Source organism: Psychrobacter sp. BF1, from assembly GCF_019279065.1.
Classification (GTDB): domain Bacteria; phylum Pseudomonadota; class Gammaproteobacteria; order Pseudomonadales; family Moraxellaceae; genus Psychrobacter; species Psychrobacter urativorans.
Map to the genome: position 1 here is coordinate 196575 of NZ_JAGYWV010000003.1, position 19604 is coordinate 216178.

A 19604-nucleotide genomic window follows, 5' to 3' on the forward strand; every position below is an offset into this window, starting at 1 on the left:
CTGAGCACCTGCAAGCAGGCGCTCTGCATATTCTATTGAATTAAATCTAATAAGTCTTTAACACTTTTCACTGCAACCACTTCAGTTGGTGAAAGCGTCTTACCAAACTCTGAATCGGCTTCAGCCATAAATGACACAACAGATAATGAATCCCAAATGTCTTCATTGAGCTCTGTTTCTAATGAAACTTCCTCTAGTTCACATTCTAAAATCTCAGCAACAATTTCAAGTAATTTAGTTTCTTTAGACATTTTAACCTCACATTATTTTTTTGGCAGGATTGCCAAATACTGTTGTATTCTCTTTAACTTTACGAATTACCAAGCTACCCGCACCTATAATAGCACCAGCGCCAACTTGAACACTAGGAATAATTGACGCATGGCTACCCATAAAAACTTTATCAGCTAGCTTAACATTGCCAGTGACATCACAATGCCCACTCAATGTACAAAAATCACCTAGAACGGCATCATGCCCAATACTAGAAAACGCATTAATTGTACAACCGTACCCCAAAGTTATATTAGTTGTAGCCATTGAGTGCGGTGCGAAAACAGTACCTTCACCAACACTTACGTCGCGTCCAATAATGGCTGAAGGGTGTATATAAGTAATAATAGTACCGTTGTTTTTATCATAAAAATCGAAAACTTGCTCTTTAATCGTAGGGTCGGCTACTGCGATAATTAAGCGATCTGTAGCCTTTAAATCTGCATTCTTTAAACTACCCATTATTTTGTGAGATAGATCAAAATCATCTAATGCGTTTAAATTATCGTCTAGAAAACCTTCTAACTTTAAATGATTATGAACGAAATTATTGTCAGCTAAATAACTATATATTTCTCGAGCAAAACCACCTGCACCTAAGATATACAAGTTCCCATTACCAGAAAATGCAGACATAGTGGCTTCACCATCCGCACTAATATCGTCTTTTACTAATACTTTTTTTACAGTCTTGAACAGTATTTTGATGTCTAACCATAATGATTGATTATCTACATACCAAGTATCTAACTCAAACTTCTTATCCCAACCAATAGCGTTGCGGCCATTGACTTGTGCATAGCCAGTAATACCAGGACGAACCTGATGACGGCGGTTTTGTTCTTCGCTATATAAGGGTAAATACTCCATTAATAACGGACGAGGACCGACTAAGCTCATATCCCCTTTCACTACGTTCCATAGCTCTGGTAGCTCATCAAGACTAGTATTGCGTAATGCTTGCCCAAATGGGGTTAGGCGCTCACTATCTGGTAACGGATTACCATCTGTATCTATAGCATCCTTCATGGATCGAAATTTGATCATTTCAAATGGAACGCCATGCTTGCCCGGACGAGTCTGACGGAATAGAACAGGTGAGCCAAGATTTTTATTCACTTTATAGGCGGTAATGGCGTATACCGGAGATAGTACTACTAGAGCAGCTGTAGCAGCGGTTATATCAAAGAGGCGTTTTATCATTGCTATTCCTTATAGCCCTAATATATTTATTAGTCGTTTATTTACTTTATCAGCATCGAATTTCTCTTGCGCTATTTTATAACTCTCATGGCCCATCTTTGCCACTTGTCCAGGGTTTTCTATAAAATAAATCATTTTTTCTGCCAACGCTTGTGGATTCCATCTCTCTACTAAGAAACCATTAACCCCATCAACTACAGTCTCACGGCAGCCTGGTACATCAGTAGTGATAACTGCTCTTCCTATAGCCATTGCTTCTTGCGTACTGCGCGGTACACCTTCACGATAAGAGGGCAATACAAATACGTCTGTACTAGCAATCCAGTCTTTAACATTATCCACGTGACCAGGATAGTTCACTACTCGAGATGAGATTAAGTCATCAAGCTCTGACTGTTTCAATGCTCCTAAGTTAGACGTATCAATACTACCCAACACAGTAAATGTAGTTTCAGGATATTTTTCCTTTACTATCTTGGCAGCTGAAACAAACTCGTGAATCCCTTTTTCTTTTAGCAAACGACCAATGAACAAAAAGTTCAATGGTGCTTCATTATTTACTATAGGTTGATAAGGATAATGCTCTAAATTCAAGCCAATACCACCTAATACTTCAACTTGCTTCACTTGTATATTATATCTTTCTAACAAATCTTTAGGATCATCGGGATTCAAAAATATAATCTTATCCAACTTAGGTAAAGCTAATTTATACAATGACACTTGAATACTTTTGATCAATTTTGTTTTCTTAGTTATCCCTTCAGGCTGGTCGGTGAAGGTATAACCTAGTCCTTCTAGCATTCCTATGACACGTGGAACTTTAGCTATTCTTGCCGCCAAAGTTCCGTAAATCACTGGCTTAGTGAAATAAGAAAAAACTAAGTCTGGTGCTATCTGTTTTATCTTTTTTGCTAAGCCATGAGTACCTTTTATATCTGCTAATGGGTTTAGCCCACCACGGTTTAACTCATAGGTAATAGGTATAGCACCTAATGCTTCTATCCTTTTAATATCGTCAGGACTAGACTCAGAGGTAAATGCATACACTATATGCTGCTGTTCCAACAAAGATTTAATTAGATCAGAGCGAAAACCATAAAAGCTTGAAGCAACGGTACCTATTAGAATGACTTTCTTATTAGATTTCATATATATGCAGCCATTTCTGTACAGATGTTTCTAAAGAAAAAAGCTGCTCAACTCTTTCTCTTGCTTTTTTATTGTTGTCTATTCTATCATCTACATTTAATTCAATTGCTTCTTTCAATGCATTTGCCAAAGCATTGCTATTGTTGATAGGAACCAGTTTTCCTGTACCTCCCATTACTTCAGCTACACCACCACAATCTGTTGCTACTACATAGCATTCACAAGCCATAGCTTCAGCAATAACTAAACCAAAGCCTTCAAACTTGGAAGCTAATACAAATATATCAGCCTGACTCAATAGTTGTGGAATATCTGAACGTCTACCCAGCAATATAACATCGTTATCTAACTTTAGTTCTTTAATCAAAGCTTCAATTTGATATCTAAGCTCACCATCACCTACAATAGTCAGATTAGTAGTCATAGCTATAGGTATATTTTTTTTAAGTAATGCAAATGCATTAATTAAGTTTGGATAGTCTTTAGCGTCGCTGAACCTACCAACTGTAACAATATTTACAACATCTTTACTTAAACCAACTCTAATAGAGGTTTTTCCAAACTTATTAAGGTCAATCCCATTATATACAGTTAAAAGGCTATTTGGAGCAAATGCACCTTTAGCTATAAAGGTAGCCGTTGCTTCTTGACTGACATTAGTATTAACATCTGATAAACGGTTAGTAAGCCGATAAGCTATCATGCGAGCTTTGCCACCTTCATTAGAGCTGTGAGCGGTACAAATTAATTTAGGAACAGAACAAGCAATACGATTTATTCGAGTAAATATATTAGCATGTACCATATGCGCATGAACTACATCAGGACGAAAGCTTTTAACCAGTTTTCGATATTTTTTTGATGCTAGTAATAAATTTTTTACTGAATTTAGATTTAAAGCAACAAGTTCTACGTCTTGAGAGATGGGTCTAACTAATATATCACCTGTTAAATAAGCAATTTTTACATTATTCCCTAATACGACCATTTGGTCAGCAAGGTCAGAGACAACTTTCTCTGCACCGCCTAGCCCTAGTCCCGTTATAACATATAGTACATTCATCTTAAAATAAGCCTTCAAAAATCATTATTTATTTACTATATTACATCATACTTTTTAATTCTTGGAACCACCTTTCTGCTATAACCTGCTTTGAATATCTATCTTTAGCGTTATATGCATTAAGACTCATTTTTTCTCTCAACTCATTATTGGATATAAGTTGATAGATCGCATCGGCATAAGCTTCTAAGTTTTTATCTTCTACTAATATTCCTGTAGAGTCATCTAATATTTCGGATGGACCTGTAAATATATCAAAAGCAATACATGGTAGTGCAAAACTTTGTGCTTCAATCAAAACCATAGGTAAACCTTCGAAATACGAAGTCATACAATAAAAGCTAGCATCTGCATAGTTAAGTTCTACCTTCTCACTACTAATAATATCTATATTTTTAGCTTCAGATTTTTTAATTATATTATAAAGGTGTTCTTTATCCTCTCCATAACCAATGATATGGAGTTCCCAGTCCAAAGAATCATACTTATCCTGAAATATCTTCCAAATTGCAATTAACCTATCAAAACCCTTAACCTGAGTAAACCTACCAATCGCAATAATAGTTTTCGAATTCATATTATAATTATAATTAACTGCATTAAAAGTAGAAATATTATATATATAAGTTATTTTTGCCTTATACCTAATATTTTTTTTCCATTCTTCGACGTCTCTTTCAGTCAGCAATATAATAAGATCTGCTGTTTTAGCCGCTAAAATTCTCAAAAATCTTCTTGATTTTCTACCATTATCATTTCTATAATTAAAGTGTTCCCAGACGACGACTTTCGGACGATTCCTTAAAGCCATTAATGGAAAAAAACTAAATAAATAGGACATTGATTCAACAGTTATAAGAATCTCTACATCGTATTTTATAATGGAGAGTCTCAGCCTTATCAATACTGTCAGATACTGCTTTTTATAATTATTAATATTTAGTGAAACAACATTTATATTAGGGTCTAAATTAGCTACGAAGTAACTATCATCAAACACGATAAGACTCAAATTAATCTGACAGTTACTAGCAAGAGAATTAATGATATTTATAGTTGAAATCTCAACTCCACCCCTATTAGATAGGCTAGGTATAAAAAAAGCTATATTCATTTACTTTCCTCTATTCTATCGTTTGGTATTAATGCAAACATCATAGCAATAACAGCTAAAGTTGTTAAACCTTTGAAATTTGTGACTAACAGTATTACTAACATAGAATAATAAATAGGTAATAACTTTTTTCTCTTAAAGGCTAAATTTAAGATTTTAATCTCGACTAAGAAAAATAGAACTAACCCTGGAAATCCGAAGTAATATATTAGTCTAAGATAACCAATATCCGAATAGTTAAAGTCTCCTATAGAGGAGTACATTTCATATAGTCCGGTCCCCACTATATAAGTACTAGCTTGCTCTGGGAAAACTAAAAAGTCTAAAGTACCAGAAGCAGACTCTGAACTTACACTACCAGTATTAATGTAACTTATAAAAAAATCAAAAGCATTCCCGATTAAATTATCTAGACCTCTAAAAAGATTTGGAAATAGTTTTAAAACTGTAAATACAGATAAAACAATAAGAAATATATAAATAATAAATTTAAATACTAATTTTAAGAGTATCGAGAAATTATTTATAGGAAAAATAATTAAAAGCATAGACGTTATAAAGCCAACTACAGTAGTTCTAGACAAGCCCATACCTACGAAAAATATAAATAAGTATAACAGAGAGGAAACAATTAATTCTTTTCTGTTGTAACCATTGTATTTTAACTGGAAAGCAATAAGAACAAGTGCGGTGCCATAGAAGAAGCTCGCAGTATAAAATAATAAACCAAATCCTATGAATCTCGAACCATCCTCCAAATGATAATTTGCTATACCAGCTTGCTCTTCCGTAAGTCTTTGAATTTTTATAAGAAATCCTGCTATTTCTGGACTAGAGAATTGAGCTATAACTATAATTGATTGAAAAACTATGGTATATATAAAATATTTAGTTACTAAATTAAAGTCGACCTTACCATGAAAAGATTTTATTGCTGACAAGCACAGGTAGCTAGATAAATAAATTATAAAAATTGTCACTGGTAATTTTACATACGTATAGTCACCTGCTAAGTTGAAGATCAAAGTGCATAAAAACGACCAAACTGAAACTAATATTGTTAACATAAAAACTGTTAACATCTTACCCTGTCTTATTTTTCTTCTACGCATTATTGATAAAAATAAGATAAAACTTCCTAATATAGCAGCTATAAACCTAGTTGAAATTACACTTGGAAGAAAAGAAAAGCTTATAGGAAAAAGTGTTGAGAACATTAGAATTATAATAATAAGATTTTTTATCATTTTGTTTGCTTAAAAAATTTTAATTTATTAATTACATGAGGAGTTAAATATGTTAGTAAGTAAATAAAAAAATCATTATAACTAATTTCAGGATGTCGATTCTTTATTCTATTGAAGTTGATATAATCTTTAGCAAAAAAGTAAGAAACAAGATGATGTAATATTAGTTTTTTATAGTAATAATATTCATCTAAATTCTTATAATCACTAAGATTATAGTAATAAACATGTAAATTTTCAATATTTTTACTTAGGCTAGTTCTGTTTTCAGCATCAACTCGATATATAGCAGTTACAGTTGCACTCTTTATAATAACATATTCCTTTGCTAGTCTAGCCCACAAATCCACATCCTCGCCAATTTTGAGTTTGGGATTAAAACCACCTACTATACTCAAGCACTCTTTCTTAATCACTACTATACTTGTCCACATAATATATTCAGATAGTGCTTCTACATAATAATTTTGTATTTCAAATATGCTATTTTTGCGGATATGTTTGAACATCTTTCTTTTGTCAGAACATTTAAATGATGTTGCATAAACACTATGCTTAGGAAATATTTTCATCATTTTTATTATTTCTTCAAGGTGATTAGGTTCCCATAAGTCATCTCCATCTAACAATGCAATCCATTCATATCTTGCTTCATATATTCCTGAATTCCGTGCAGATGATACTCCCTCATTATGCTTGTGTATTAAAATAATTCTATCATCTTTAATACTTTCAACAGCTTTTACACTAGCATCTGTAGATCCATCGTTTACGATAATGATCTCAAATTTTTGGTAAGTCTGTCTAAGAACCGAATTAATAGTGTTTGTTATACTCAGTTCTTTGTTATACAGCGGAATAACAATTGAAAACATATTTTCTCAACTTAGACTATGAATGTTGATGTTTAAGGTTTTAACTATTTAATTTCTTATATATATACCTTATCTTCGTTAAATCACAACTCTTATTTTAACAAATATATTAGTCTTATTTACTTTTTATTTTTTATTTTTTATTTTTTTGAATAGTTCGTTACTTCTAATAAAAGTTCGAATAAGATTTAAAAGATATTTCCTTTCAGTTTTATTTATTCCAATCGATAAAATAAGTATAAATATAAAAAACACTATAATTAGCATCGAAAAAATAGGATATAGTTTAAAATTATTTGATATTACATATGCGGCCAAAGAAGAGCAAAAAAAGACCATATACATTCTGAATAATACTTTTCTAAAAAATATCGATACTTTAAACTGAGGTATATATTTTTGAACAATATACAAGTTTGTTATTCCAGCTAGTATTACTATTACAAAATTTAAATAGTATGGAGCCATAGGACTAAAACCGTATTTAAACAACATATAAGTTAGAGGCAAAGATACAAGATAAATACTTCCAGTAATAAAGCTTATTCTAAACATTTTTCCAGTAGCATGGATAATAGGATTTAATAACAAAAATGATATGCTAATTATTGAGCTAAGTAATGATAAAGATAAAAAACTATCTGCATAATATGGAACTGTCCCTAACCATAACCCTAGTATGTATTTCGGATAGAAAACTAAAGGCAATGATACTATTAATACTAAATAAAATGCTAACCTAGTTCCTTGACTTAGAAGAAGAAACATTCTATTTATATCATTTTTAGAGTAGCACTGTATCATTTGGGGTGTTGCAGCTAACGCAAGATTACTACCTAATGTTGATAATCCACTTTGAGCTTGGCTCACTATAGCTACAGAAGCATTAATAACAGGTCCAAAAAAAATATTTTGTATAATGTTCACCCCTTGTATCTTTAAAACCACACTCATATTACCATATAAGTCCCACCCAAAAAATGATGTCATATCCTTAAATATTTTTCTATCAAATAAGAATGCAAACTTAGTTTCTAAAAAAAAATTTCTACAATATAATTGAACTAAAATAAGAACTATTATAGATACAATTAGAATTAATATTGCATAAACAAAAAGCTTATCGTAAGGTAAATATCTAACAAAAAATATGAGAATTAGATTGAATATAGCCTTTAGGATAGAAAAAGATGCATAAATATTCATTTTTTCATTAGCAATGATAGCTGCATCGTATGGAATTTGAAGAATCGATACAATAACTGAGACAACTGAAAGTTGATACACAATTATAGATACTGTCATTCTATTTTCAGGAATAGATAACTTATTAACTACGAGCCAAAGTCCTAGTGTTTCTGAAAAAATAAGTATTACTATTGCTAGTATAAAATGCATGATCAGAGCAGTATTAAAGACTATCTTTAACTGTTCAATACCATTTAACATATGTATGTTTAAAAATCGTGTAGTAGCGCCACTTAAAGATGCTTGTAAAAAAGCAAATAATGCTACAACTCCTCCTACAACATTATATATACCATAATCAACTACTCCTAGAATATTTAAAATTAGTCTAGAAGCGTACAATCCAATTGATAATGTAAATAGAAGTCTAAAATAGAGAAATAATGCATTTTTCGCTATGAGTTTATTCGAAGAAGATAATTTTTTTTCCAATAGTATATCCTGATGTTTAATATTGCATTCTAATTCATATCATTATTTGATAATAAATATAGCTTTGGCTGCTATACATTCATTGTTTTGTTAATATCTATTATCTTCGTAATTATTATCGCTTCATGTATACAATATTAACTATTTATAGAAAGATATTGACCTACCTATTTAATATCATAAATACTAATTATTTTATTTATGCTCGTGTCATTACTTCCTTCCTGATAACCAGTAACAAAATGCTTAAATTGTTTTTTAAGCCATTCAACATCATATAATTGTGCTCTATGCTGCAGTTCACTCAAGATTTCTTCTATATCTAACAATGGAAAGCTAGACTCCATAGCCTGCATAATCAGTGGATGACTAGTATTTTCAACGTTGTCTTCACCGATGATTAGCTCTTCATAAAGCTTTTCACCAGGTCGCAGACCAGTAAATACTACCTCGATTTCCCCATCTGGATTCTTTTCGTCCTTCACTTCAAAGCCACTTAACTGGATCATGCGATGGGCCAGATCGATAATCTTCACTGGTGCACCCATGTCCAATACGAATACCTCACCCCCTTTAGCCATCGCACCGGCTTGAATGACTAAATTCGCAGCCTCAGGTATGGTCATAAAGTAACGGGTAACATCAGGATGGGTCACAGTAATCGGCTGACCTTTTTCGATCTGCTTAGTAAATACTGGCACTACTGACCCTGAAGATCCAAGGACATTACCGAAGCGCACCATACTGATACAAGTGTGTTGATTATTGCTATCCTGACTTAAGCCTTGGCAAGCGAGCTCTGCTAGACGCTTGGTAGCACCCATAACGTTAGTAGGCCTTACAGCTTTGTCAGTCGAAATCAGTACAAAAGTCTCAACATGAGCCTCAATAGCAGCTCGGGCACAATGATAAGTACCTTTGCTATTGTTTATCGCTCCTTCAAATGGGTTATGCTCGACGATAGGTACATGCTTATAAGCTGCGGCATGATAGACCGTCTGAATATGATAGCGCTTGAATATTTGTAATAGCTTATCTTGGTTGGTCACATTACCAATGATAGCCACTACCTCAATATCAGCATATCCAACCTTACTGGCTTGTTTAGCTAATAGATCTTGATGGATACTGTAGAGAGCGAACTCTGATAGCTCATAGAGCACTAACACTTTAGGATTATTCTTCATGATCTGCCTACACAGCTCGCTACCTATCGAGCCACCAGCACCAGTAACTAGTACGCATTTATCTTTAATATTCATTTGCAATAGGCTAGCAACCGGCTCAACGGTTTGACGATCTAATACATCCAAGATATCGACTTTGCGCATACTACTAACGGTAACTTTTTCATCAGCTATTTCTTCTAAACTTGGCAGCTCTTTGATCTTGACAGAGATACCAGAGAGCTTATCAATAATCTCTCTTTTATGAGCCCGATTTATAGAAGGCATCGCTAAGAATATTTGGGCAATATCTAGTTTTGCCACTAGCTCTACTAGTTGCTGGGCGCTATAGATACGCTTACCCATTATATAAGCGCCAGTTAGCTGAGGGTCATCATCTACAAAAGCCACGACATTATACTTATGAGAGTTCTTAAGGCCTTCTAGTAGCTCTTTTCCCGCTTCCCCAGCACCATAAATAAGCACGCTGTCATATTCATTAGCATCACCGCGCTGCTGGCGCTGACCTTGCCAACGTGCTAATAGCTCCCTAATAGTCAAACGACTATTCCATAACCAAATAAACAATAAAAATAGATATAGAATAGGCACCGCACGAGGAACATCGGGTAACAACTTCAAATAAAGTATAGCTTGCGCCACTATGATCAATACAAAGAATAGCTGTAGCACCCGGCCCATCATCGCATCGAAGAAGCTACGTGCTACCCCTTTATAAAAGCCAATGGCGTATAAGCCTACTACTGGAATCAAAGCATACAATACTAGCCGTAATGGGCTAATATGATTGCCCATATAGCCATAGCGAGCTGCTATCGCCAAGTATAAGCAAGCTGCCGACATCACAAAGTCAGCGATTAATAAGATAGTGCGTTTAGCACTGCGCGGTAACGCTAGTAGAGACCCAGCAATCCATTGTGACCAGTTGCTAGGTTCAGCACTGTATTGACTACTAAGATGTTCTGATTTTTTCGACATAACAGCCAACCATTTTATTGAAACTCTAGATATCAATTATAAAGCAAGGCTATAGCTATAGCCCGCAAAAACAGCAGTTAGTTATTGTTACCATAAGCATAGCTGTAGTGATAACTATACTTACTCAAGAGTCCTTGTTGCACATCATTAAGGATAATGCCATCTACTTGAACATTAGCTTTATGCATCTGCTTGATAGCATAAACCACTTGGCCTTCGATTGACTTATCATAACGGGTGACCATCAATACCTTATCAGCATATTGTGACATAATGATGGCATCAGAAGCGGCTAATATCGGTGGGGAGTCTAGTATAATATAATCATAATGAGCATTTAGCTCAGTCATCATAGTAGTGAACTTATCCCCTGACAGTAGTGATGCTGGGTTATGAGGATGTTGCCCTCTAGGCATGAAATCAACATTATCCATAATAGTAGGATGAACTACCGTAGTGATAGCAGCATCGTGTGCTAGGTAGTCTCCCAAACCATTGTCTTGAGTCATATTGAACATCTTATGCAGCTCACCTAAACGCATATCAGCATCAATTATTAATACCTTCTTATTGAGCTGGGCGAATACCTCAGATAGATTAGAAGATATAAATGACTTACCGACCCCTGGACTCTCGCCAGTAATCAGGATGACCTTGGCACGTTGAGCGCTGTCGCTAGTGATAGGCATACCAAACATAAGGTTGGTTCTAAGGCTCTTTATCGCCTCATAACTTAAACTATTGCTATCAGCATAAGCCAATAATCTATTTTGTGACTTCTTGCTCTTGCCGAGTCTAGTCAATAATGGCGAGCGTGGAATAGTGGCAATAACTGGTATACCAGTCTTAGCTTCAAGACGCTCAGGATCCTTCACTACATTTTTTAATAAGTTTTTCAATAATACTAGCATTGTGCCTAACATCAATCCGACTATGAGCCCTAACATCCATATCAGTGCTTTCTTAGGAGCAATAGCTTTAAAGGTGCTAATAGGCAAATCGATAATACGTGCAAAACCCGTTTGCCCAGCTTTAGCAATCTGTAATTGCTGATAGTTTTTCAGCAGAGTTAAGTAAATTTCTCTGTTTATCTCGGTATCTTGTGATAACTTTAAAAATTCTCGCTGTAGCTCTGGTAAACCGCCAATAGTAGTATCAATCTCTTGCTTTCTGCTATTAAGTACTTGCAATTGCTCATTGATCTGAATGACTAGTGGATGCTCTTCAGTATAATAAGTAGTTAGATCCGCTTTTTTAAGCTTTAGCTCATTAAGCTGCAAGTCAATTTGTGAGTTCTCTGTTAGTAATAGTTCGGCTTCTTTAGCAACGTCAATAGTACCGTACTTTTTACGAAACTCATTAAAGACGGCTTCAGAATCCTCGAGTTTCTTTTTAAGTACTGGAATTTGAGTTTCCATAAAGGTAATAGTCTTGGTAGTGTCTTCAGAGCCGCGTGACTGGTTTTGACCTATGTAGGAGAGGACTATCTCTTTTAAAATCAAACTGGCTTGTTCTTGATTTGGCCCAGTCATTGACAGCTCAATGATACCTGTTTGCTTGCCTTTTTCTACCACTGATAAAGCCTGGTTTATCTCATTAGTAGTGGCTTGTAGCGACTTCTTGGTAATAGTCACAGGATGCGAATTGCTAGGCAAATCTGTTACGGTAATCTGAAGTTGACCATCTACCCCTTTGAACTTCTCAGGCTGATTAAGCTGTCCTTTAAAATCATCAAAACCGTTACTCAGTAAAAACCCTGAGTCAGTCCTAGTTAGAGTAAAATCTTGGTTCAAATAGCCTTGTGAGACATTAAACTGGCTAATTGCTGCTTGACCATCTGCCGTTCTAAGTGTTACTGCTTCGGGAGAATTAATTTGGGTATCTGTACGGTTATTCTTAATCCTATCTACATAGCTTATTTGTGGATCGCTAAGACTAATACGTAGATTTAACAGATTGACTACTGGCTCTAAGATCATACGTGACCTGACTAGCTCTGCTTCTGTCTGTGCCTTACTATCCTGTGATCCTAAGAGCTCAGAAATATTTTCTCCAAGGGCAGGAAGACCTCCCGACTTATCGTCAATCTGAATAAGAGCATCTGATTTAAAAGTGGGATTAACATATCGGCTATAAAGCACCCCTATAAGTAAGCCAATCAAGGCAAAAAACAAGATAGTTTTCCAGCCACGCAACAATGCGAATAGCAAAGCTAATAGATCGATTTCATCTTCATCTTTTTGCTCAATGGGCTTTGATAGGCTTTTTGAATCTGTATTCATAACTGTATATTCATCACTTAAAGTTAATCAGTTAAAGTTAATCAGTTTATAACGCACTACTTATAAGCCAAATAATTAATAATCTTTAACCGATTTTATCGATCCATGGTTTAAGACTTTCAACAATATCTTTTCTTGCTACTTCAAATAGCGATATATCGTGCTGATAAGGATCAGCAATATCTTTATCATTCCAGTGACCAATTTTAAAAGTCTTGCCACGGCAATGTGGCCAGCGCTCTTCAATCCACTTAGTCTGACCATCTGACATAGTGAAGATAAGGTCTGCTTTTTTAACTAGCTTTTCATCTATTTGCTTAGCGATATGGGCAGACATATCTATATTATAGGGAGTCATTACTTGTTGCGACTTAGGATCAACGCCATTACCGACTACTGCTGACAGACCTGCGGATTCTACATGCTTATTCGGGTATTGTTCTTTGAGCAACGCTTCTAATATAGGGCTACGACAAATATTGCCCACGCATACCACTAAAATGTTATCAAATGCCATAATCATTGCCTATTAATTAATATCGATTTGGTACTAAGTAGAACCTTATCACTTCTAGACCCAGCACTTATATACCAGCAAGACTTCTGATCGCTGTACTCGAAGGTAGCAGAGAGTTGATAACTCGGTTCCAGCGCGTTAAACCCGTAGGATCGACATAGACTATATCATTAGGCTGCATCTCAAAACGGCTGGCCAATGCAAGGTTAGTGATCGTCTGCATATTGACATAATAGATATCAGTGAGCTGATATCCCGGGGTGTTGCGAACAATATATATCTTAGAGGCATTAGCCGTAAGTGCATTCAAGCCTTGTGACTCCCCTACTACCTGCGCTAGGGTTAGCCCTTGCTCTAGTATAGGCACTGGCTTGACTTGACCAAATTCGCCCAATACGTAGACTGTATTACGGCTTTGGCTATTGACATGAATGGAGTCACCATCTTGCAAATAGATTTGGTTACCTGATGAGCCTATTTGTCTTAACGCTTGTAAGCCAATATTATAGTTTCTACCTTTACGATTCAATATTAAGCTATTGGAATCACCAGTAGTAGTAGCACCACCAGCCATAGATATTGCACTGTATAAAGATACTGGGGCGTCTTCAATAGCGAACTCGCCAGGTTGCTTAACTTCACCATCGATAAAGAACTTATTGCCACGATATTTGATGATTTTTACTTGCGGATCTGAGAATTTAAGATAGCGTTGTAGCTTGCTCTGTAGACTAGCTGTAAACTGCGGCACACTTATGCCACTGGCCTTAATCCGTCCTACTAATGGAAACTGTACAAAGCCTTGTTGATCTACTGGGTATCCTGCGGCCGAAGGGCTATTATCGTTACCATTTGACGGCAGTGATTTAATATCTGGATAGCCTACCAAATTAATACTTAAGATGTCACCTGGCGCAATACGATATTCATTCTTAGTAGAGCTAGCTATTAGCTGATAGATATCATTGCTAGGTCTAGATACTTGTGGTGGAGGTAGGGTAGCTAAGTTTAACGGTTGCACATTGAACTGTAGACCATTCTCAGCAACGAAACTACCTACTGGCGGCAAGTCACCAGACTGTAAGCCGGAGTTTATAGTAGTAGTCGCACAACCAGATAACAAACTGATCAGCAGTAAGCTTGTTGCCCCTAGTAGCTTTGAGGATTGACCCATAACAAGAACCTTTATAAACTCAGTAATAACCAATAATAAGTATCATTCGCAACACCAACACCACTGTTGTATCAATATGTTACGTATAATATAAAAGGCCATAATACCATAGTTGATTAAAAATTAATAAACTCTTATCGCTTAAATTTATTATCATTCAACTCTAAATTTATAGCTTATTTTTAGCAATTGAAAGTATATAGGCCACTCCATGTTAAGACAATACTACGCTACTGGTATAGAGCTGTTATAGACACTGTCACTAAAGAGGTACTTCGCTATCAAAATTTGGAATATTATATTACAGATATTAAGGTTTTTGAGCGCCCAGACTATAGATTGTGCCTATTGTAAAAAACCAATCATATCAATAGTTTTTGCTAAGTTTACAAAGAACTATGATAGCTAATTACTGCACTCTGCTTATAAATAGCGTATAATGTGGCGCTGCGCAATAATGCCACAATAAATATGCTGTTACCTACATTGAGAAATGTAACACCAACCGAATCAAGGATTAAGTTATGAAAGACGAAAAACTACAAAAAGCCCTCGCCCGTATGGGTGTTGGCTCACGCCGCCAAATGGAAGAAGTGATCAAAGCTGGACGAGTGTCAGTGAATAACGGCCCTGCTACTATTGGTGATCGTGTCAGTCAAGGTGATGAAATTCGGGTTGATGGTCGTCAGATCAAATATACCGCTGAAAACGAAAAACGTCGTCGGGTTCTAGCTTACTATAAGCCTGAAGGCGAGATCTGCTCAGCTAACGATCCAGAAGGTCGTCCAACAGTTTTTGAGCGCTTGCCTAAATTGACGCATGATCGCTGGGTGATGGTCGGTCGCTTAGATATTAACTCTAGCGGTCTATTATTATTCACTAATGATGGTGAAATGGCGCATCGCTTGATGCATCCTTCTAGCGAAGTCACTCGTGAGTACGCTGTACGAGTATTGGGTGAAGTAACCCCTGAAATCGCTCGGGCGATGACTACGGGCGTAATGCTAGACGATGGTATGGCAAAGTTCGATGATATCAAAGAAGGCGGCGGTGAAGGCGTCAACAAATGGTATCATGTTAAGCTAAATGAAGGCCGTAACCGTGAAGTCCGTCGTCTATTTGAGTCGCAAGGTCTTAAAGTAAGTCGTCTGCTACGTACTAGCTATGGCAGTATTGCTTTGCCTAAAGAGCTACGTACTGGTCGCTTTTTAGAGCTAGATAGAAAAGATATCAATACCTTGACGGACTTAGTTAGCCTACGCCCACGCTATGGTACTGGTCTACATGGTGCTGCCAAAGATAAGCAAGAGCGTATCAAAAACAAACCGCTCAAAGCACGTCGTAGCGAAAACACTCGCAGTACTACTAGCACTGCTAAGCCAAAAAGTAGCGCTAGCCCAGCTAGTCGTGGTTCGCGTAATACTCGTGATCGCAATAGCAAGCGTTAAGCTAAACGCTGTATTAGTTTTAGCATAAAAAAGTGGCCGATGATAAATAATCATCGGCCGCTTTTTTATGGGTTACTCTAAAGTTAATGATTTTATCGATCACAAGCATGGGGCATGCCCTACACCCTTTAAATCCTTTAAAGCCTCTATACGGACTATAAAGCTATTGCCTACCTATCATGACTGGCTAAATACTGCTTCATAACTCGCAAGTCCTGCAAATGCGTATTTTCCATTTGCGCTAATAAAGACTGCAAACGCTGCTCAACATTGTCCAATAGATTTTGTAATAGCTGTTTAGCTTCAGTCTGCTTATTACTGTTAGTACTGACGCTCACTAGATGATGATGGCTGGCCAGCATTTCTGGCAAGCGTGTCTGTAATAACTTATGCAGTACAAACTGCTGCTCAGTCATCATAGCGGTGATATTCTGCTGCGCTAAAGACTGCTGACAGTGTCGATAAATAGCGACTTTACTATCAATAGCTTGTAGCTGGCGCAGCTGTCTATCTGATAAGTGAAGCAGATGTTGCTTATTTATGGTTAAATTTTTCCACACTAAAGCATTGGTCAATAGCGGTGTGTTCGGGTTTTGATAGCTCAGTGCGCCTGGAGTAATACCGGCTGCCTGATGTAGCATCAGCCAACCCTTCCTACCCAAGTAGTAGACAGTAACCGTGCCGAGTACACTCATACTTAGCAACATTAACATCTTAGCAGTTCCTCTTCCCTGGCTATTGACTAGCAAATTTTGCTATTACCCTTCACGCTTATCGAGACTCGGCTCTTCAATTATCAAAGGATCACGCTTAACGCTACTAATTTCACTGTTGCTGTTACTGTTGCTGTTACTGTCACTAATAGTGGCACTGGCACTGGCACTGGCACTGGCACTGAGCTCATCACTTTGAGTGTTTTTAGCCGCTACAGGACTCTCAATGATAGTAGTACGGTTAGGATTGTTAGTGTTGCTATTTATAGGATTAGTTATCCTGCTATTACTATCTTCGCCAAGGCCTTCAATAGAATGTCGAGCCTGATCTTTAGAGACTGGATTATCAAAGCGCTGTTGTAGATAACGGTTAGTGACTAGCAGCTTCTGCCCATCTTGGTGATAAGAAGCATCGAGCAGATCGTCGAATTGCACATTAATAGTTCCTAAAACCTCTAATAGAGCCTCTTTGCCAGTGACATTAGAATGCTTAATCTTAGTAGTATCAGCACGTGCACCATCCAAATCGTGTAAACGACGATAGTCAGCCACTGCTTGCGGAACATGACGATCCATTAAGTTCTGAAGCATTATATAAGTTTCATTGACGGTATCTTTGTCATCTATTTGACCATCATTATTGGTATCACCATAGATAAGACTAAGCTTTTCGCCTTTTTGATTGATCAAGTCTAAGGCAGCTTTGACGTCATTGGGTAAGCTTTTTTCTGGAATATAACCCAGCTGCGGCATAGCTTTGTAGGCCAGCATCTTCGGCGCAGTGACTTTTTTAATACCACGATAGCCCAAGTATAATCCTGCTGCTGGAAGTATCCCATATAAGACAAACATCACTAACATAGCCGTTACTTGAGTCATTAAGGTTTCCTTGTAATTAATTGATAGCGGTTTAACGATAGCTAAGTTAACAGTAGTAGTTTTAACACCAACGTGTACAAGCTACTGACTTTAAAACTGCTATTAACATTGACATTGACATTGATACTAGTTTTGAGTTCGGCTTTTGACATAACGATGAGTTGAGGCCAGACGATTAAGTACCGTCTGATGCAGCTCATCTAATAGTTCATCTAACTCATAATCTATCTCTAAAAACAAATCCGTCAGCATATCACCTGCGCTCATCTTACCTTGCACAGTGCTATTCTTAGTACGGTGCGGACTAAAGCGTAAAAGCTGCTCGTAGTGATGAAGCGCTTCAGGAATACTCTCCTTTACTAGCTTATCTATCACGAACTGGCGCTCATTATGTTGCTGCTGAGGTTGCTCATTGAGCTCTTCGCTCCAGTCCCGATATCGTTTGAGCTTATCATTAATCCGGTCTAATATTGCTACTGCCTCGATAGGCATAGCATTGAGAGTGGCTTCGTCAACCACATCGATAAGTTCGGTCATAATCGGGCAGCGTCCATGTTTAAGATACCACAAAGTATCAGGATCAAAAGGCGGGCGATTGGTTGGGCGCATTTGCGCTCGGTTGGCTAAGTAACGATCGGTCAAAGGCGTAGGCGAGCGAATATCATTAACTTGTGCCAAAGCATCACAGATACGTTTGACGCGCTTAGGCTCAGTCAATGCAGTAATGGGGCTTTGACTGCTATTGATAGCTTCATTGTTACTAGCGGTACTAGTGCTATGTTTACTATTGCTGTCAGTTAAAGCTGAGGTCTGTTGTTGCGCAGCTGCACGCTGAGCATTTTTGACAGACCGAGCAGCTTGCGTGGGCAGGTCATCCTGTGCTTGTGTAAATGACTGTAGCATTCTCGCCAAACTTACCACCATGACCTGCTGCGCTCCTAACGGTACTGAGACTAAGGGTATTTAGACTAAGGGTATTGAGACCAATGTTATTGAAACTGATGCTATCAGAGCTAAAATATTTGGGCGGCAAAATAGCGGCGAGCATGGGCTATTTTATTATTTATAGTTAAAGCAACTATTGCCCACCCTAAGCCAATAGAGTATCTTAACAGTTTTTTTGCAGTCTGCCAGTAAGCAAACGTCAAACTAAGTATTGATATTATTGCGCGGCTACTTCTTATAATAAGTAACTATTATGCCTGCTTCAGACTATATTTCTGGATTCCTACTGGGACTATCGCTCATTATCGCTATTGGCTCACAAAACGCTTTTGTTCTCAAACAAGGGTTAAGACGTGAGCATATCTTTATGGTTTGTCTCTTCTGTGCGGTGAGTGATGCCCTACTAATCTGCGCTGGAGTAGCAGGATTTGGCGCAGTGACTGCCCGCTATCCACAAGTTGTCACTATAGCCAAAATTTCGGGGGTAATTTTCTTATTGGTTTATGGCTTACAAAGTTTATATGCCAGTGTGCGCTTATCGCACTCCCTAGATACTGAGGGTCAAGTAGCGACTAGTCTAAAAAAAGCGCTACTGTTATGCATAGGCTTTACTTGGCTCAATCCACACGTCTACCTAGATACTTTGGTGCTAGTAGGCATGGTTTCAACTGGTGCGGATAGTAAATTATTGTTCGCATTAGGTGCCATCAGTGCTTCATTGTTTTTCTTTTTTGCTCTAGGCTACGGCGCTCGTCTATTAACACCCTTATTTGCTAAGCCAAAAGCATGGAATATATTAGATGGCCTAGTAGGTATCCTAATGCTATATCTAGCTTGGCACCTTTCCCATAGTTAGTAGTAAGTAGTAAGTAGT

At 36.9% G+C, this 19604-nt stretch carries 17 protein-coding genes and 1 pseudogene; 2 read left to right on the forward strand and 16 right to left on the reverse strand.

Annotated elements, in window-relative coordinates; genetic code table 11:
* Nucleotides 1-32 precede the first annotated feature (32 nt).
* The 13 genes and pseudogenes from KZA12_RS05665 to KZA12_RS05720 all read right to left on the reverse strand — a co-directional run bounded on the left by KZA12_RS05665 (nt 33) and on the right by KZA12_RS05720 (nt 14745).
* Nucleotides 33-251, reverse strand: a complete 219-nt coding sequence (locus KZA12_RS05665; RefSeq protein WP_218689528.1) for an acyl carrier protein — start codon at nt 249-251, stop codon at nt 33-35.
* A gap of 7 nt (nt 252-258) precedes the next feature.
* Nucleotides 259-909 (reverse strand): acetyltransferase, encoded by a 651-nt coding sequence (locus KZA12_RS14840; RefSeq protein WP_256932849.1) that lies wholly within the window; start codon nt 907-909, stop codon nt 259-261.
* Nucleotides 889-1476: pseudogene (locus KZA12_RS14845) on the reverse strand (sugar transferase); the annotation flags it as partial. The pseudogene KZA12_RS14845 and the gene KZA12_RS14840, both read right to left, overlap by 21 nt.
* 9 nt (nt 1477-1485) lie before the next feature.
* A complete protein-coding gene (locus KZA12_RS05675) occupies nt 1486-2628 on the reverse strand; it encodes a glycosyltransferase family 4 protein (RefSeq protein WP_218689530.1) in 1143 nt (380 codons plus the stop codon).
* Nucleotides 2618-3691, reverse strand: coding sequence for a glycosyltransferase (locus KZA12_RS05680; protein WP_218689531.1), 1074 nt, complete (start codon nt 3689-3691; stop codon nt 2618-2620). The genes KZA12_RS05675 and KZA12_RS05680 overlap by 11 nt, the downstream gene beginning before the upstream one ends.
* A 40-nt stretch (nt 3692-3731) precedes the next feature.
* Nucleotides 3732-4805: a glycosyltransferase family 4 protein gene (locus tag KZA12_RS05685; protein WP_218689532.1), complete on the reverse strand. Its 1074-nt coding sequence runs from the start codon at nt 4803-4805 to the stop codon at nt 3732-3734.
* A complete protein-coding gene (locus KZA12_RS05690) occupies nt 4802-6052 on the reverse strand; it encodes an O-antigen polymerase (protein WP_218689533.1) in 1251 nt (416 codons plus the stop codon). Before KZA12_RS05690 ends, KZA12_RS05685 begins: the two co-directional genes overlap by 4 nt.
* A complete protein-coding gene (locus KZA12_RS05695) occupies nt 6049-6927 on the reverse strand; it encodes a glycosyltransferase family 2 protein (RefSeq protein WP_218689534.1) in 879 nt (292 codons plus the stop codon). The genes KZA12_RS05690 and KZA12_RS05695 overlap by 4 nt, the downstream gene beginning before the upstream one ends.
* Before the next feature lie 126 nt (nt 6928-7053).
* A complete protein-coding gene (locus tag KZA12_RS05700; RefSeq protein WP_218689535.1) occupies nt 7054-8607 on the reverse strand; it encodes a hypothetical protein in 1554 nt (517 codons plus the stop codon).
* A 167-nt stretch (nt 8608-8774) separates the two neighbouring features.
* On the reverse strand, nt 8775-10772 hold the full coding sequence (locus KZA12_RS05705) for a nucleoside-diphosphate sugar epimerase/dehydratase (RefSeq protein WP_218689536.1): 1998 nt from the start codon (nt 10770-10772) through the stop codon (nt 8775-8777).
* Between the two features lie 77 nt (nt 10773-10849).
* Entirely contained in the window at nt 10850-13054 is a 2205-nt protein-coding gene (locus KZA12_RS05710) for a polysaccharide biosynthesis tyrosine autokinase (RefSeq protein ID WP_218689537.1), read from the reverse strand.
* A gap of 85 nt (nt 13055-13139) precedes the next feature.
* Entirely contained in the window at nt 13140-13571 is a 432-nt protein-coding gene (locus KZA12_RS05715) for a low molecular weight protein-tyrosine-phosphatase (protein WP_218689538.1), read from the reverse strand.
* A 67-nt stretch (nt 13572-13638) separates the two neighbouring features.
* Nucleotides 13639-14745: a polysaccharide biosynthesis/export family protein gene (locus KZA12_RS05720; protein ID WP_218689539.1), complete on the reverse strand. Its 1107-nt coding sequence runs from the start codon at nt 14743-14745 to the stop codon at nt 13639-13641.
* A 524-nt stretch (nt 14746-15269) separates the two neighbouring features.
* On the opposite strand from KZA12_RS05720, the gene rluB reads away from it, so the two are divergent.
* Nucleotides 15270-16193, forward strand: a complete 924-nt coding sequence (gene rluB / locus KZA12_RS05725; protein ID WP_218689540.1) for a 23S rRNA pseudouridine(2605) synthase RluB — start codon at nt 15270-15272, stop codon at nt 16191-16193.
* Between the two features lie 170 nt (nt 16194-16363).
* Here rluB and KZA12_RS05730 read toward each other — a convergent pair whose 3' ends face one another.
* From KZA12_RS05730 to KZA12_RS05740, 3 genes are all read right to left on the reverse strand, one after another.
* Entirely contained in the window at nt 16364-16906 is a 543-nt protein-coding gene (locus tag KZA12_RS05730) for a hypothetical protein (protein WP_218689541.1), read from the reverse strand.
* A 45-nt stretch (nt 16907-16951) separates the two neighbouring features.
* Nucleotides 16952-17785 carry a hypothetical protein gene (locus tag KZA12_RS14850; protein WP_256932840.1) on the reverse strand — a complete coding sequence of 278 codons (834 nt, stop codon included), beginning with the start codon at nt 17783-17785 and terminating at the stop codon, nt 16952-16954.
* 126 nt (nt 17786-17911) lie between these two features.
* Nucleotides 17912-18688 carry a hypothetical protein gene (locus tag KZA12_RS05740; protein WP_218689542.1) on the reverse strand — a complete coding sequence of 259 codons (777 nt, stop codon included), beginning with the start codon at nt 18686-18688 and terminating at the stop codon, nt 17912-17914.
* A gap of 295 nt (nt 18689-18983) precedes the next feature.
* Here KZA12_RS05740 and KZA12_RS05745 point away from each other — a divergent pair, with 295 nt between their 5' ends.
* Nucleotides 18984-19586 (forward strand): LysE/ArgO family amino acid transporter, encoded by a 603-nt coding sequence (locus tag KZA12_RS05745; RefSeq protein ID WP_218689543.1) that lies wholly within the window; start codon nt 18984-18986, stop codon nt 19584-19586.
* Nucleotides 19587-19604 lie beyond the last annotated feature (18 nt).